General features: G+C 68.9%; 11 protein-coding genes. All 11 read left to right on the forward strand.

Annotated elements, in window-relative coordinates; translation table 11 throughout:
• The first annotated feature begins 39 nt into the window (after positions 1 to 39).
• The 11 genes from ACQGNW_RS08450 to ACQGNW_RS08500 all read left to right on the forward strand — a co-directional run bounded on the left by ACQGNW_RS08450 (position 40) and on the right by ACQGNW_RS08500 (position 13,744).
• A complete protein-coding gene (locus tag ACQGNW_RS08450; RefSeq protein ID WP_426662675.1) occupies positions 40 to 1,347 on the forward strand; it encodes an ABC transporter permease in 1,308 nt (435 codons plus the stop codon).
• A 10-nt stretch (positions 1,348 to 1,357) separates the two neighbouring features.
• Positions 1,358 to 2,590: an ABC transporter permease gene (locus tag ACQGNW_RS08455; RefSeq protein WP_426662676.1), complete on the forward strand. Its 1,233-nt coding sequence runs from the start codon at positions 1,358 to 1,360 to the stop codon at positions 2,588 to 2,590.
• Positions 2,591 to 2,685: 95 nt separating this feature from the next.
• Positions 2,686 to 3,993: an ABC transporter permease gene (locus tag ACQGNW_RS08460; protein ID WP_426662677.1), complete on the forward strand. Its 1,308-nt coding sequence runs from the start codon at positions 2,686 to 2,688 to the stop codon at positions 3,991 to 3,993.
• Positions 3,994 to 3,998: 5 nt separating this feature from the next.
• On the forward strand, positions 3,999 to 5,210 hold the full coding sequence (locus ACQGNW_RS08465) for an ABC transporter permease (protein ID WP_426662678.1): 1,212 nt from the start codon (positions 3,999 to 4,001) through the stop codon (positions 5,208 to 5,210).
• A gap of 49 nt (positions 5,211 to 5,259) precedes the next feature.
• Positions 5,260 to 6,573, forward strand: a complete 1,314-nt coding sequence (locus ACQGNW_RS08470; RefSeq protein ID WP_426662679.1) for an ABC transporter permease — start codon at positions 5,260 to 5,262, stop codon at positions 6,571 to 6,573.
• Positions 6,574 to 6,590: 17 nt separating this feature from the next.
• Positions 6,591 to 7,844 carry an ABC transporter permease gene (locus ACQGNW_RS08475; protein WP_426662680.1) on the forward strand — a complete coding sequence of 418 codons (1,254 nt, stop codon included), beginning with the start codon at positions 6,591 to 6,593 and terminating at the stop codon, positions 7,842 to 7,844.
• A gap of 118 nt (positions 7,845 to 7,962) precedes the next feature.
• On the forward strand, positions 7,963 to 9,270 hold the full coding sequence (locus ACQGNW_RS08480; protein ID WP_426662746.1) for an ABC transporter permease: 1,308 nt from the start codon (positions 7,963 to 7,965) through the stop codon (positions 9,268 to 9,270).
• A gap of 11 nt (positions 9,271 to 9,281) precedes the next feature.
• Positions 9,282 to 10,508, forward strand: coding sequence for an FtsX-like permease family protein (locus tag ACQGNW_RS08485; protein ID WP_426662681.1), 1,227 nt, complete (start codon positions 9,282 to 9,284; stop codon positions 10,506 to 10,508).
• 88 nt (positions 10,509 to 10,596) lie between these two features.
• Positions 10,597 to 11,937, forward strand: coding sequence for a sigma-54-dependent transcriptional regulator (locus ACQGNW_RS08490; protein WP_426662682.1), 1,341 nt, complete (start codon positions 10,597 to 10,599; stop codon positions 11,935 to 11,937).
• A 75-nt stretch (positions 11,938 to 12,012) separates the two neighbouring features.
• Positions 12,013 to 12,327 (forward strand): hypothetical protein, encoded by a 315-nt coding sequence (locus ACQGNW_RS08495; RefSeq protein WP_426662683.1) that lies wholly within the window; start codon positions 12,013 to 12,015, stop codon positions 12,325 to 12,327.
• A 31-nt stretch (positions 12,328 to 12,358) separates the two neighbouring features.
• Positions 12,359 to 13,744 carry a sensor histidine kinase gene (locus tag ACQGNW_RS08500; RefSeq protein ID WP_426662684.1) on the forward strand — a complete coding sequence of 462 codons (1,386 nt, stop codon included), beginning with the start codon at positions 12,359 to 12,361 and terminating at the stop codon, positions 13,742 to 13,744.
• The last annotated feature ends 52 nt before the right edge of the window (positions 13,745 to 13,796 follow it).

Below are 13,796 nucleotides of genomic sequence, written 5' to 3' on the forward strand. Positions count from 1 at the left end.
CTCTGCTACCAGGGAGAGAAAACTGGCAAAGGAGGGGATATGTTCGGCTACTACTTCGATCTGGCTTTGCGCAGCCTCAGGCGCAACGTGGCGCTAACCGCCCTGATGGTGCTCGCGATCGCGCTGGGCATCGGTGCCTCGATGACCACGCTCACCGTGCTGCACGTGCTGTCGGGCGATCCGCTGCCGGGGCGCAGCGGCATGCTGTATTACCCGCAGGTCGACCCGCGCGACAACAGCGGCATCATGCCGGGCAAGGAGCCGCCCCTGCAGCTCACCGAGATCGACGGCTTCAACCTGCTGCGCGCGAAGCGGGCGGACCGCCAGGCGTTGATGACGGGCGGCTCGGTGCCGATCCAGCCGGATTCCGCCGCGATCGATCCGTTCTATGTGGAGGCGCGCTACACCACGGCGGACTTCTTCGCGATGTTCGAGGCGCCGTTCCGTTACGGCCGCGGCTGGGACGCGGCCGACGACGAGGCGAAGGCGCGCGACGTGGTGATCAGTAGCGAGCTGGACGAGCGCCTGTTCGGCGGCGCCAACAGCGTGGGACGCACCGTGCGCATCGCCGACAGCCTGTTCCGCATCGTGGGCGTGCTTGGCGACTGGGCGCCCAGCCCGCACTTCTACGACCTCAACACCGGTTCCTACGGCTACGCGGAACAGGTGTTCATTCCGCTGCAGACGGCACTGGACCTGCATCTGGATCACAACGGCTCCAGCGACTGCTGGGGCAACGGCACCGGCGGCGTGGGCCGCATCTACCCGTCGGCGAGCTGCGTGTGGATGCAGTTCTGGGTGCAGCTGGACACGCCGGCCAAGGCCGCCGAGTACAAGCAATTCCTGGTCCACTACTCGGAACAGCAGAAGGCGCTGGGGCGTTTCGCGCAGGCGCCGAACGTGCGCCTGCGCAACGTGATGCAGTGGCTGGCCTACTGGCAGGTAGTGCCCGACGACGTGCGCCTGCAGGCCGGGCTGGCATTCGGCTTCCTGCTGGTGTGCCTGGTCAACACGGTAGGCCTGATGCTGGCGAAGTTCCTGCGCCGCGCCGGCGAGCTCAGCGTGCGGCGCGCGCTGGGCGCCTCGCGGCGCGCGCTGTTCGCGCAGCTGCTGGTCGAGTCGGGCGTGGTGGGCCTGGTGGGCGGCGTGGGCGGCCTGCTGCTGGCCCTGCTCGGCCTGTGGGTGGTACGGCACCGGCCTTCCGACTATGCCGCGTTGGCGCACCTCGATCCCGCGATGTTGCTGACCACCTTCCTGCTGGCGCTGGGCGCGAGCCTGCTGGCCGGCCTGCTGCCGGCCTGGCGTGCCTGCCAGGTGGCGCCCGCGCTCCAGCTGAAAAGCAATTGAGGACAGCACGATGGAACTGCGACCGATACTTTCCACGCTGCGGCGGCACAAGACCACCTCGTGGCTGCTGATCCTGGAGATCGCGCTGACCTGCGCCATCGTGTGCAACGCGGTGTTCATGATCGGCAACCGCCTGCAGCGCCTGCACATGACCACGGGCATTGACGAGCACGCGCTGGTGCAGATCCAGCTGGCCGAGATCGCGCCCACGCCCGACATCTTCGCGCGGGCCCGCGAAGACCTCGCGGTGCTGCGGCAGGTGCCGGGCGTGCAGGCGGTGGCGTTGACCAACCAGCTGCCGCTGGGAGGCTCCTCGTCGAACGCCAGCATCAAGCTGGATCCGGCGCAGCGCGAGCCCACGCTCAGCGCCGGCACCTACTTCGGCGAGGACATTCCGCAGACCATGGGCGCGCGGCTGGTGGCGGGGCGCAATCTGCGGCCGGACGAGACCACCAACGCCGATGTGGTGGTCAAGGCACTGGCCACCGGCAGCGTGAAGGGCATACCCGCGGTCGCGGTGATCACGAAGGCGCTGGCCGACCGCCTGTGGCCGGGGCAGGATCCGCTCGGCAAGACGATCTACCTCACCGACCAGGTGGGCGTGCGGGTGGTCGGCGTGCTGGCCGACCTGGTGCGCGCCAACGCCTACAACGACGTCACCGCGCATTACTCGGTCGTCCTGCCGCTGTTCATGGGTGCGGGCAAGGACCAGAGCTACATCATCCGCACCCGCCCGCAGGACCGCGAAGCCGTGCTCAGGGCCGCGGTGGCCGCGCTGAAGAAGGCCGACCCGGAGCGGGTGGTGACCCGGCAGCGCACCTACGACGAGGTGCGCGAGAAGTTCTTCGCCAACGACCGCGCGATGGCCGGCGTCCTGGTGGGCGTGATCGTGGCGCTGCTCACGGTGACCGCGCTGGGCATCGTGGGCCTGGCCAGCTTCTGGGTGGGGCAGCGCCGCCGCACCATCGGCGTGCGGCGTGCGCTGGGCGCCACCCGCGGCGACATCCTGCGCTACTTCCATACCGAGAACTTCCTGCTCGCCAGCTTCGGCATCGTGCTCGGCATGGCGCTGGCCTACGGCATCAACCTGTTCCTGATGCTGCATTACGAGTTGCCGCGCCTGCCGGGCATCTACTTCCCGGTCGGCGCGCTGGTGCTGTGGGCCATCGGCCAGCTGGCGGTGCTTGGCCCCGCGCTGCGCGCGGCGGCGGTGCCGCCGGTGGTGGCGACGCGTTCGGTGTAGGAGCGCACCCTGTGCGCGAATGCTTTTGCTTCGATCAATGCCGCAGCGATCGCGCACAGGGTGCGCTCCTACGGGGAAAACGCAAGGAGTGACGAATGTTCGGCTACTACCTCGACCTGGCCCTGCGCAGCCTGAAGCGCAACAAGGTGCTCACCGCGCTGATGGTATTGGCGCTGGCGCTGGGCATCGGCGCCACGATCACCACGTTGACCGTGCTCAGGCTGCTGTCCGGCGATCCGCTGCCAAGCAAGAGCGCGCAGCTGTTCTACCCGCAGCTGGACCCCTATCCCGCGAACCAGCCGTTCTCGCGCAGCGGGAAACGGATGCCGTTTCTGATGAGCTACGTCGACGCCATGAACCTGATCCATGCGCACAAGGCGGAACGGCAGGCGGCGATGGCCATGTCGCAGGTCAAGCTGACGCCGCCGTCGGGTACCGGCAAGCCGTTCTATGCGCAGGGCGTGCTGGCCACGGCCGACTTCTTCCCGATGTTCGACGTGCCGTTCCAGTATGGCTCGGGCTGGTCCGCGGCGGACGACGACAGCCGCGCGCAGGTGGCGGTGATCGCGGGCGACCTCAACGACAGGTTGTTCGGCGGCGCGAACAGCGTGGGGCGGATGGTTCGCATCGAGGATCACGACTTCCGCATCATCGGCGTGCTGCGCGCGTGGGCGCCACAACCGCGGTTCTACGCGGTGCACCTGGGGGGACGCAGCTACGGCAAGGGCGATGCGGTGTTCGTGCCGCTTCAGGGTGCGCGCGCCGACGGCCTGATGCCGAGCACGATGATGGGCTACGGCAAGTCGATCGATGTCGAGCATCTGGAAACGGCCCCGGCGATCTGGCTTGGTTTGTGGGTGCAGTTGCCGGATGCCGCCGGCGTCGCCGCCTACAAGTTGTTCCTCGGCAATTACGCGAAGGAACAGGTGGCACTGGGCAGGTTCCAGAAATCCCGCGTCGCCTTGTCGGGTCTGATGGCCTGGATGCGCAGCGAACACGTGGTGCCCGAGGATGTGCGCCTGCAGGCGGGTCTGGCGTTCGGCTTCCTGCTGATCTGCGTGGTGAACACGGTGGGCCTGCTGCTGGCCAAGTGCCTGCGCCGTTCGCGCGAGATCGGCGTGCGCCGCGCGCTGGGCGCCACGCGCGGCGCGATCTTCGCGCAGTTCATGGTCGAGGCCGGCATCGTGGGCGTGGCCGGCGGCCTGCTGGGCCTGGCGTTCGCCGAGCTGGGGCTGTGGGGCATACGTCACCAGCCGGCGCAGTATGCCGACCTCGCCCACCTTGACCTGACGATGTTCCTGTTCACCTTCGTGGTGGCACTGGTCGCCAGCCTGGTCGCCGGCCTGCTGCCCGCGTGGCGTGCCTGCGTGGTGGCACCTGCGCCACAACTGAAAGACGCCTGAGGAGCATGCCTGTGGAAATCCGTCCGATTCTCTCCAGCCTGCGCCGCCATCGCATCCCTGCCGTGCTGATCGTGCTGGAGATCGCCTTGGCGTGCGCCGTGCTGGGCAACGCCGTGTTCATGATCGGCCAGCGCATGGCGAACATCCACTGGTCGAATGGCATCGACGAGGCCGGCATCTCGGTCATCACGGTGAACGGCACCGATCCCGGGCTTGCCGCCAGCGGGATTCCGCGTGATCTGGCCGCCCTGCGGGGCATTGCCGGCGTCACGGCGGCGGCGGCGGTGACCAGCATGCCGCTGGATCAGAGTCCGGCGCTGACCGGGTTCACCACCACGCCGGACGGAAAAACCACGGTGAACACCTCCGTGTATTTCCTCGGCAGCGGCGGCGAGCGGGCGCTGGGGCTGCATCTGCTGCAAGGGCGCTTCTTCAACGCCGACGAGTACGCGGACAGCGGCCTGAAGAATTTCCAGTCCACCAGTCACGTACTGCTGGTGACGCAAAGCGACGCGCAACGCCTGTGGCCCGGCCAGGGCGCGCTGGGCAAGACGCTGTACGCCAACGGCGAAAGCTGGACGGTGGTCGGCGTGGTCAGCGACGTGCTGGCGCAGGATCCCAAGTTCAGCGGCCCAGGGGGGCGGTATTCCAGCGTGTTCTATCCATCACGTCCCGACGGCATGATGGGCGACTACCTGCTGCGCAGCGCACCACAGGATCGCGACCGCGTGGTGCGTGAAGCGGTGCAGGCGCTGGGCCGGCTGGAGCCGGGCGCGGTGGTGGAGGGCAAGACCTATGCGCAGATGCGCACCGACTATTTCGCCGACACCAGCAGCATGGTCTGGATGTTGGTGCTGGTGTGCGTGGTGATGCTGGCGGTGACCGCGTTCGGCATCGTGGGCCTCACCAGCTTCTGGGTGGGCCAGCGGCGCCGGCAAATCGGCATCCGCCGCGCGGTGGGGGCCACGCGCGGCCACATCCTGCAGTACTTCCAGACCGAGAACTTCCTGTTGGGTACGGCCGGCGTGGTACTGGGCATGGTGCTGGCCTTCGGCATCAACCTGTACCTGATGCAGCGTTACGAGGTTGCCCGCATGCCCTGGTACTACCTGCCGGTCAGTGCGGTCGCGCTGTGGTTGCTCGGCCAGCTCGCGGTGCTCGGCCCCGCGCTGCGCGCGGCGGCGGTGCCGCCGGTGGTGGCGACGCGCAGCGTGTGAGGTTTCGACTCCTCCCTGCGGGCAGGGGGGTGATCAAAGGAGAGTTTGAATGTTCGGCTACTACCTCGATCTCGCATGGCGCAGCCTCAGGCGCACGCCGATCCTCACCGGCCTGATGGTGCTGGCGATCGGCCTGGGCATCGGTGCGTCGATGACCATGCTGACTGTGCTGCACGTGATGACGGACGATCCGCTGCCGGGGCGCAGCGCGCACCTGTACACGCCGCATCTCGATCCCTTGCCGATCGGCTTCAAGGGCATGGACATCGCGGGTGATCCGGCCAGCAACCTGACCTGGCCGGATGCGATGGCGCTGCTCAAGGCCCATCGCGCGACGCGGCAGGCGGCGATGGCCGGCGGCGACCTGCTGGTGCGGCCGCCGCGCACGGGTGCGCAGCCGTTCTACGCGGACGGGCGTTACGCCACGGCGGACTTCTTCGCGATGTTCGGGGTGCCGTTCGAGCGGGGCCAGGGCTGGTCGGCGGCGGACGACGCGGCGCGTGCACAGGTGGTGGTGCTCAGCGACAGCTTCAGCCGCCAGCTGCTGGGCGGCATCGATGTCGTCGGCCGGACGGTGCGGCTTGGCGACCACGATTTCCGCGTGATCGGCGTGACTTCCGACTGGCAGCCGTCGCCGATGTTCTACGTCGACGCCTCGGCCAGGCGCTACAGCGACGGCGACCTGTTCTTCATCCCGCTGTCGACCGCGGTGGACCTGAAGCTCGACGTCGACGGCAACTTCAGCGGCTGGGGCGAGGATCACGCCGACACGCGCATGGTCAGCCCGACGACGACCTGGCTGCAGTTCTGGGTGCAACTGGACACGCCGGCCCAGGTGGCCGGCTACCGGCAATTCCTCGTCGACTACTCCGCGCAGCAGAAGTCGCTGGGTCGCTTCCAGCGCCCGCCGACGAACGCGAAGCTGTACGGCCTGATGGGCTGGCTGGCGCACGAGAACCTGGTGCCGAGCGACGTGCGTCTGCAGCTGTGGCTGGCGCTGGGGTTCCTCCTGGTGTGCCTGGTGAACATCGTGGCGCTGCTGCTGGCGAAGTTCCTGCGCCGCAGCGACGAGATCAGCGTGCGCCGCGCGCTGGGTGCACGGCGGCGGGACATCTTCACCCAGCTGGGCATCGAGTCGGCTGCGATCGGCGTGGCCGGCGGCGCGCTGGGCCTGCTGATTGCGCAGCTCGGTCTGTGGAGCATTCGCCAGCGCCCCGACGACTACGCACATCTGGCGCAGATGGACGTGCCGATGCTGCTGGGCACGCTGGCGCTGGCCGTCGCCGCCAGCCTGCTGGCCGGCCTGCTGCCGGCGTGGCGCGCCTGCCGGGTGGCACCGGCACTGCAACTGAAAGCCCTGTGAGCCGCGAGGAGGCCACCATGCAGCTGCGACCGATACTTTCCACCTTGCGCCACCACAAGCTCACCGCGGTGCTGCTGACCCTGCAGGTGGCGCTGACCTGCGCCATCGTCTGCAACGTGGCGTTCATGGTCGCCAACCGGGTGCGGGAGGTGAGCCTGCCCACCGGCCTGGCCGAGAACGAGCTGTCGATGGTGCGGGTCGTGGGCATCACCAAGGGCGAGAACCCGCAGGCGCGGCATGCCGCCGACCTGGCGGCGCTGCGCGTGATTCCCGGTCTGCGGGCCGTGGTGGCGGTCGACTCGCTGCCGCTGAGCCGCGACGAAGACAGCTACGGCACCTGCAACAGCCTGCAGAGTTTCAACCAGGCCATGGCGGCGCACTCGATGGCCGGCGTCGGCGGCTGCGTGAATACCAGCGTCTACAGCGGTTCGCCGGGCGAGCTGGCGGCGCTGGGGCTGAAGCTCGTGGCCGGGAGGGACTTCCGCCCGGGCGAGTACCTGCCGGCGAAGCCGGGCTGGATGATGGCCGACGTACCCAGCGTGATCGTCACCCGGGCCCTGGCGGCGCGCCTGTATCCCGGACGGAATGCGCTGGGCCAGAGTCTCTACACGGGCGGTCGCCCGCCGATGCGCATCGTCGGCGTGGTGGACACCCTGCTGCGCCCGCGGCTGCGCACGCCGGGCATCAACCAGTTCAGCATGATGGTGCCGTCGGTGCCGGGCGACAGCACGGTGACCTACCTGCTGCGCAGCGCGCCGGCGGACCGCGGCCGCGTGCTCAAGGCCGCGGCGGCGACCTTGAACCGGATCGATCCCGACCGCCTGATCCCGCCGAAGGGAACGCGTACCTATGCGCAGCTGCGCCGCGCCTACTTCCAGCGCGACACCACCATGATCGGCCTGCTCGTGGCCGCAGCGGCGGGCCTGCTGTTCGTCACCGCGCTGGGCATCGCCGGGCTGGCGAACTTCTGGGTGCAGCAGCGCACGCGCACCATCGGCATACGCCGGGCGATAGGGGCAACGCGCGGCGACATCCTGCGCTACTTCCAGGCCGAGAACTTCCTGATCGTCACGGGCGGCATCGCGCTGGGCATGGTCCTGGCGGTGCTGCTGAACCTGCTGCTGATGACGCATTACGAGCTGCCGCGCCTGCCGCTGCGGTACCTGCCGATCGGCGCGCTGGCCTTGTGGGCGCTCGGCCAGCTGGCCGTGCTGTCGCCCGCGCTGCGCGCCTCGCTGGTGTCGCCGGTGGTAGCGACGCGTTCGGTTTGAGCGCTCCCCCCGCTCGCTTGCGTGCAGGGGCGCCGGGGTGGGGCTGGCCTGGCGCAGAGCCGCCCCTTTCAGCCTCTGCCTGCAAGCCGGGGAAGGGGATCATCAGGAGAGAATCGGGATGTTCGGCTATTACCTCGACCTGGCGCTGCGCAGCCTGAGGCGCAACAAGGTGCTCACCACGCTGATGGTGCTTGCCATCGCTCTGGGCATCGGCGCGAGCATGACGATGATCACGGTGCTGCACGTGATGACAGCCGACCCGATACCGGAGCGCAGCGGACGGCTTTTCTATCCTCAGATCGATCCTCGGCCCATGGACAGCGACAACACGACACCCGATCCGCCGGACCAACTGACATGGATCGACGCGATGAACCTGCTGCATGCGCGCAAAGGCGTGCATCAGGCGGCGATGACGGGTGGGCGGGTGACCGTGGTGCCGCCGCAGGGAGCTTCGCATGCCTTTTTCGCCCCGGCGCGGTCCACCACGGCCGATTTCTTCACGATGTTCGACGTGCCGTTCGCGGATGGCGGCGGATGGACTGCAAATGACGACGAGCGGAGGTCGCGGGTTGCGGTGATCGCGCGCGACCTCGCCGACAAGCTCTACGGTACGGCGCATGCGGTGGGCCGGACCTTGCAGCTGGGCAGGTATGACTTCCGCATCGTCGGCGTGAGCGACCGATGGAACCCGTCGCCGCACTTCTACGATCTCGGCATGGGCAACTACACCAGCGATCCGGAGCAGGTGTTCCTGCCGCTGCAGACGGCGCTGGACCTGAAACTGACCGGGGCCGACACCATCAGCTGCTGGGGAAGATTTCCGATCGATGGCGATCTTCGCAAGGCGAGCAGTTGTGCCTGGATGGATTTCTGGGTGCAGTTGGACACGCCGCGGCAAGTCGCGGCTTATCGCGAGTTCCTCGCCAATTACTCGGCACAGCAGAAGGCCCTGGGTCGTTTCGTGCGGCCGCCGAATACGCGCCTGCGCGACGTGATGGCATGGCTGGACTACAACCACGTGGTGCCGGGCAGCGTGCAGCTGCAGACGCTGCTGGCGCTGGGCTTCCTGCTGGTATGCCTGGTCAACACGGTGGCGCTGTTGCTGGTGAAGTTCCTGCGCCGTGGCGGCGAACTCTCCGTGCGCCGCGCCATGGGCGCATCGAAGCGCTCGGTGTTTGCGCAACTGCTGGTGGAGGCGGCGGTAGTGGGTCTGGCTGGCGGCGCGCTGGGCCTGTTGCTGGCCGTCTTCGGCCTGTGGATCGTGCGCCAGCAGCCAGTGGAGTACGCGACACTGGCGCACATGGATGGCGCAATGCTCGGCAGCACCTTCGTGCTGGCCGTGTGCGCGACCCTGCTGGCAGCCATGTTCCCGGCGTGGCGTGCCTGCCGCATCGTGCCGGCCCGTTTGCTGAAGACGCAATAAGGACATCGCGCATGCATCCCATCGTTTCCGCACTGAGGCATCACAAGACCACCGTCGTGCTGGTGGTGCTGGAGATCGCGCTGACCTGCGCCATCGTCACCAACGCGCTGTTCCTGATCGGCGACCGCCTGGCGGCCATGCGCGTGCCTACCGGCATCGCCGACAACGCACTGGTATGGGCGCGAACCAGCGGCCTCGACGTGGGCGGAGCCGCAGCCAGCCGCGACCCGGCCGACGTGGCCGCCGCCGACCTGGCCGCCTTGCGTGGCTTGCCCGGTGTCGAGTCGGTGGCGATGGCCAACACGTTGCCGCTCTCCAACAACTACTGGAGCATGGGCATCTATCGCCGACCCGGCGACGAGAAGAGCAGGCTCGACAACGTGGTCGAATACCTTGGCTCGTCCGGCATGTTGCGCACGCTGGGCATCAGGCTCTCGGCGGGGCGCGATTTCCTGCCGCAGGAGTACGTCGACTACAACCCGTTCAAGAATCAGCCGCCGCCCATGGTCGCCATGGTCACGCGCACCCTGGCCGGTCAGCTGTGGCCGGGCGAGGACCCCTTGGGAAAGACCTTCTGGCTGGACAGCGACGGCAAGCATGCCCTGCGCGTGGTCGGCGTAGTGGGTCACCTGCTCAACCCCCGCATCAACAAGTACCAAGGCGCCGATCGGAGCGTGATCCTGCCGGTGACCCGGGTGCAGGGCGGCGTGTACGTGCTGCGCGTGCGGCCGGATGCGCGCGATGCAGTCAAGCGCGATCTGCCTGGCGTGCTCACCCGCATCGATCCCGCACGCATCGTCACCGACGACCACATCTACGCCGACACGGTGTCGGACTACTACCACGGTGACCGCGCCATGATCTGGGTGCTGCTGGTGGTCACGGGCTGCCTGCTGGCGCTGACTGTGCTGGGCGTGGTGGGCCTGTCCAGCTTCTGGGTGCAGCAGCGCACGCGGCAGATCGGCATCCGCCGCGCCATCGGCGCCACGCGCCGCGACATCGTGCGCTACTTCCAGGCGGAAAACCTGCTGATCGTCGGCGTCGGCATCGTGCTGGGGTCGCTCGGTGCCGTGAGCCTGAACCTGTGGCTGATGACGCACTACGAACTGGCCCACATGCCGCTGGCCTGGCTGGGCTCCGGCGCGGTTGTGCTCAGCCTGCTCGGCCAGCTCGCCGTGCTCGGCCCCGCGCTCCGCGCGGCCGCCGTGCCGCCCGTGGTGGCGACGCGCAGCGTGTGATGCGCGGAAATTTTCGTGTACGTAGGCCGATGGTCATGGCAACCTTTTCCACCGGAGCCGCATCCATGCGGACATGTGCAGGAACAAGATGCGTACCGTACTGATCGTCGACGACAACCCGTCCGTGGGCGAGGCACTGTCGCTGCTGCTGTCGCTGCACGACATCCGCCCGCTGGTGGCGCTGAACCAGGCCGAGGGGCTGGCCGCGCTGGAGCGCGAGCGGGTGGACGTGGTGATCCAGGACATGAATTTCACCGCCGACACCACCTCGGGCGAGGAGGGCGTGGAGCTGTTCCGCGCGATCCGCGAGCGGCATCCCGACTTGCCGGTGATCCTGCTCACCGCGTGGACCCATCTGGAGACCGCGGTGGAGCTGGTAAAGGCCGGCGCCGCCGACTATCTCGCCAAGCCGTGGGACGACAACAAGCTGCTGGCCACGGTGGAGAACCTGCTGGAGCTGTCCGAGTCCACCCGCGAGGTGAGCCGCGCGCGGCGCGAGCGCCGCCGCCGCCGCGAGGTGCTGCAGAACACCTACGATCTCGACGGCCTGGTGTTCGCCTCCGAGGCGATGGCGCGCACGCTGGAGCTGGCCTGCCAGGTGGCGCGCGCCGAGGTACCCATCCTGATCACCGGGCCGAACGGCGCGGGCAAGGAGCGCATTGCCTCCATCGTGCACAAGAACTCGCTGGTGAAGAAGGGGCCGTTCGTGGCGGTGAACTGCGGCGCGTTGCCGGGCGAACTGATCGAGGCGGAGCTGTTCGGCGCCGATGCCGGCGCCTACACCGGCGCGAACAAGGCGCGCGAGGGCCGTTTCGAGCTGGCCGACGGCGGCACCCTGTTCCTCGACGAGATCGGCAACCTGCCGCTGCCGGGCCAGATGAAGCTGCTGCGCGTGCTGGAAACCGGCCAGTTCGAGCGGCTTGGCTCCGGCCGCACGCGGCAGGCGAAGGTGCGCGTGCTGTCCGCCACGAATGCCGACCTCAAGGCGATGATCCGCACCGGCACCTTCCGCGAGGACCTGTATTACCGCCTCAACGTGATCGAGGTGAACCTGCCGCCGCTGTCCGAACGCATCGACGACGTGCTGCCGCTGGCCGAGCACTTCCTCGCAGGCCGCGCCACGCTGGGCGATGCCGCGCGCGAGGCGCTGCTGGCCTACCCGTGGCCGGGCAATGTGCGCGAGCTGAAGAACGCGATCGAGCGCGCCGCGCTGCTGGCCGGCGGCAAGCCGATCACGCCGGAGCTGCTCAACCTGCCGCAGGTCGCGCCGGCCGCCGCGCGCAACCTCGACGAACCCAGCCGCGAGGCGGTGGAGGGTGCGCTGCACCAGGCCGATGGCGTGGTGAGCCGCGCGGCGCAGGCGCTGGGCCTGTCGCGCCAGGCGCTGTACCGGCGCATGGAGCGCTATGGACTGACGGCGTCGGCGTGACCCACGCCGCTTGCGGGTGCGGTGGCGGCGTGAAAAGCTGCCGCCACGTTCGTGCCGCTTCGCCCGGAGAATCCCATGCGCATCCGAACCCCCGTCCTTCTGCTGCTCTGCCTGCCCGCATGCGCGGTCGCGGCACAGGCGGCGTCCGACCAGTGGACGGCCCCCGCGCCTGCCGCCAGCGTCGCCGCTCCGCACGGCTACGGCTCGCATGCCGACCAGGCCAGGCTGTCGCCGTTCAAGTTCAGGGAGCCGCGCAAGGTCTGGGAAAAGGAGCCGCCGCCGCCGCGTGCCAACGACAAGGCGGCGGTGATGGGCACCGGTCGCGCCTGGCTGGACGGCCGGCCGCCGGTCAGCTGCGCGCAGACGCCGCGCGATCCCGCCTGTCGTTGAGCACGGTGCCGCCCATGGCGAGGTACGGTTGATGTGGCGCCGCCTTAACTCGCTGCAGGGCCGGCTGACCCTGCTGCTCGCGGTGGCCGCGGTGGCCGGTGCGCTGGTCTACGTGGGCGTGACCCAATGGCCGCTGCCGCAGCTGCTCGGCTGGCTGCGCAAGGACCTGTCGGTGTCGCTGCGCACGCCGGCGCAGCTGGGCATCTACGGTGGTCTGCTGGCCAGTGCGCTGGTGCTGCTGCCGTTGGCGTGGTGGCTGGCGCACCTGGTGATGGCGCCGGTGAGCCGCCTGCTGCGCGCGCTGGAAGGAGCGGTGGCGAGCTACCGCGACGGCGATTTCAGCTTCTCCATCGCGGTCAACCGGCGCGACGAGCTGGGCGAACTCATCCGCATGCACAACGCACTGGGCCAGACCCTGCGCGAACAGCGCCAGCACCTGGTGCAGCGCGAGTTGCTGCTGGAGACGGTGGTGCAGAACACGCCGGTGGCGCTGGTGCTCACCGACGGCAGCGGCCGCGTGGCGTATTCCAACATCGCCTCGCGCCACCTGTTCAACGAGGGCAAGAGTCTCAACGGGCTGGACTTCGCCGCGCTGCTGGCCGAGGCGCCCGAGGCGCTGTCCCGCGCCGTGGAAAGCGGCGAGGACGCGCTGCTCAGTGTGGAGATGGACGGCAGCGAGGAAACCTTCCACCTGTCGCAGCGCGCGTTCCGCCTGCAGGGGCGGCCGCACCGGCTGCACCTGTTCCGGCGCATGACGCGCGAGCTGTCGCGGCAGGAGGTGGCGACTTGGAAGCGGGTGATCCGCGTGATCAGCCACGAGCTCAACAACTCGCTGGCGCCGATCTCATCGCTGGCCCACTCCGGCGCCGAGCTGGCGCGCCGCGGCGACCTGGAGCGCCTGCCCGGCGTGTTCGCCACCATCAGCGGTCGCGCCAAGCACCTGCACGGCTTCATCGCGGGCTACGCCAGCTTCGCCAAGCTGCCGGCGCCGCAGCCGCAGGTGGTGGAGTGGGAGCCGTTCCTGGCCTCGCTGGCGCTGCATTGCCGTTACCGGCTCGCCGCGCCGGCGCCCGAGCATCCGGGCCGCTTCGACCCGGTGCAGATCGAGCAGGTGCTGATCAACCTGATCAAGAACGCGCACGAGTCCGGCAGCGCGGAGGACGAGGTGAGCCTCGCCATCCTCGATACCGGCAGCGAGCTGCGCATCGAGGTGGCCGACCGCGGTCCAGGCATGAGCGAGACGGTGCTGGCGCAGGCACTGCTGCCGTTCTATTCCACCAAGCGCTCCGGTACCGGCCTCGGCCTTGCCCTTGCCCGCGAAATCGCCGAGGCGCACGGCGGCCGCGTGCTGCTGGCCAACCGCGAAGGCGGCGGCCTGCGCGTGAGCCTGCGCCTGCCGCAGTTCGGAACGCGCTAGGTCCCGGCCCTCTTGCCGGTCGTATCCGTTCGCGGCGGGCGGGACTGCGCTC

It is taken from the genome of Rhodanobacter aciditrophus (assembly GCF_050026795.1).
Classification (GTDB): Bacteria; Pseudomonadota; Gammaproteobacteria; order Xanthomonadales; family Rhodanobacteraceae; genus Rhodanobacter_A.

Excerpts from the sequence above, each read along its gene's own strand:
- ACQGNW_RS08450 (WP_426662675.1), top strand. The coding sequence starts at position 40 with ATGTTCGGCTACTACTTCGATCTGGCTTTGCGCAGCCTCAGGCGCAAC.
- ACQGNW_RS08465 (WP_426662678.1), top strand. The coding sequence starts at position 3,999 with ATGCCTGTGGAAATCCGTCCGATTCTCTCCAGCCTGCGCCGCCATCGC.
- ACQGNW_RS08470 (WP_426662679.1), top strand. The coding sequence starts at position 5,260 with ATGTTCGGCTACTACCTCGATCTCGCATGGCGCAGCCTCAGGCGCACG.
- ACQGNW_RS08455 (WP_426662676.1), top strand. The coding sequence starts at position 1,358 with ATGGAACTGCGACCGATACTTTCCACGCTGCGGCGGCACAAGACCACC.
- ACQGNW_RS08475 (WP_426662680.1), top strand. The coding sequence starts at position 6,591 with ATGCAGCTGCGACCGATACTTTCCACCTTGCGCCACCACAAGCTCACC.
- ACQGNW_RS08485 (WP_426662681.1), top strand. The coding sequence starts at position 9,282 with ATGCATCCCATCGTTTCCGCACTGAGGCATCACAAGACCACCGTCGTG.
- ACQGNW_RS08490 (WP_426662682.1), top strand. The coding sequence starts at position 10,597 with ATGCGTACCGTACTGATCGTCGACGACAACCCGTCCGTGGGCGAGGCA.
- ACQGNW_RS08500 (WP_426662684.1), top strand. The coding sequence starts at position 12,359 with ATGTGGCGCCGCCTTAACTCGCTGCAGGGCCGGCTGACCCTGCTGCTC.
- ACQGNW_RS08460 (WP_426662677.1), top strand. The coding sequence starts at position 2,686 with ATGTTCGGCTACTACCTCGACCTGGCCCTGCGCAGCCTGAAGCGCAAC.
- ACQGNW_RS08495 (WP_426662683.1), top strand. The coding sequence starts at position 12,013 with ATGCGCATCCGAACCCCCGTCCTTCTGCTGCTCTGCCTGCCCGCATGC.
- ACQGNW_RS08480 (WP_426662746.1), top strand. The coding sequence starts at position 7,963 with ATGTTCGGCTATTACCTCGACCTGGCGCTGCGCAGCCTGAGGCGCAAC.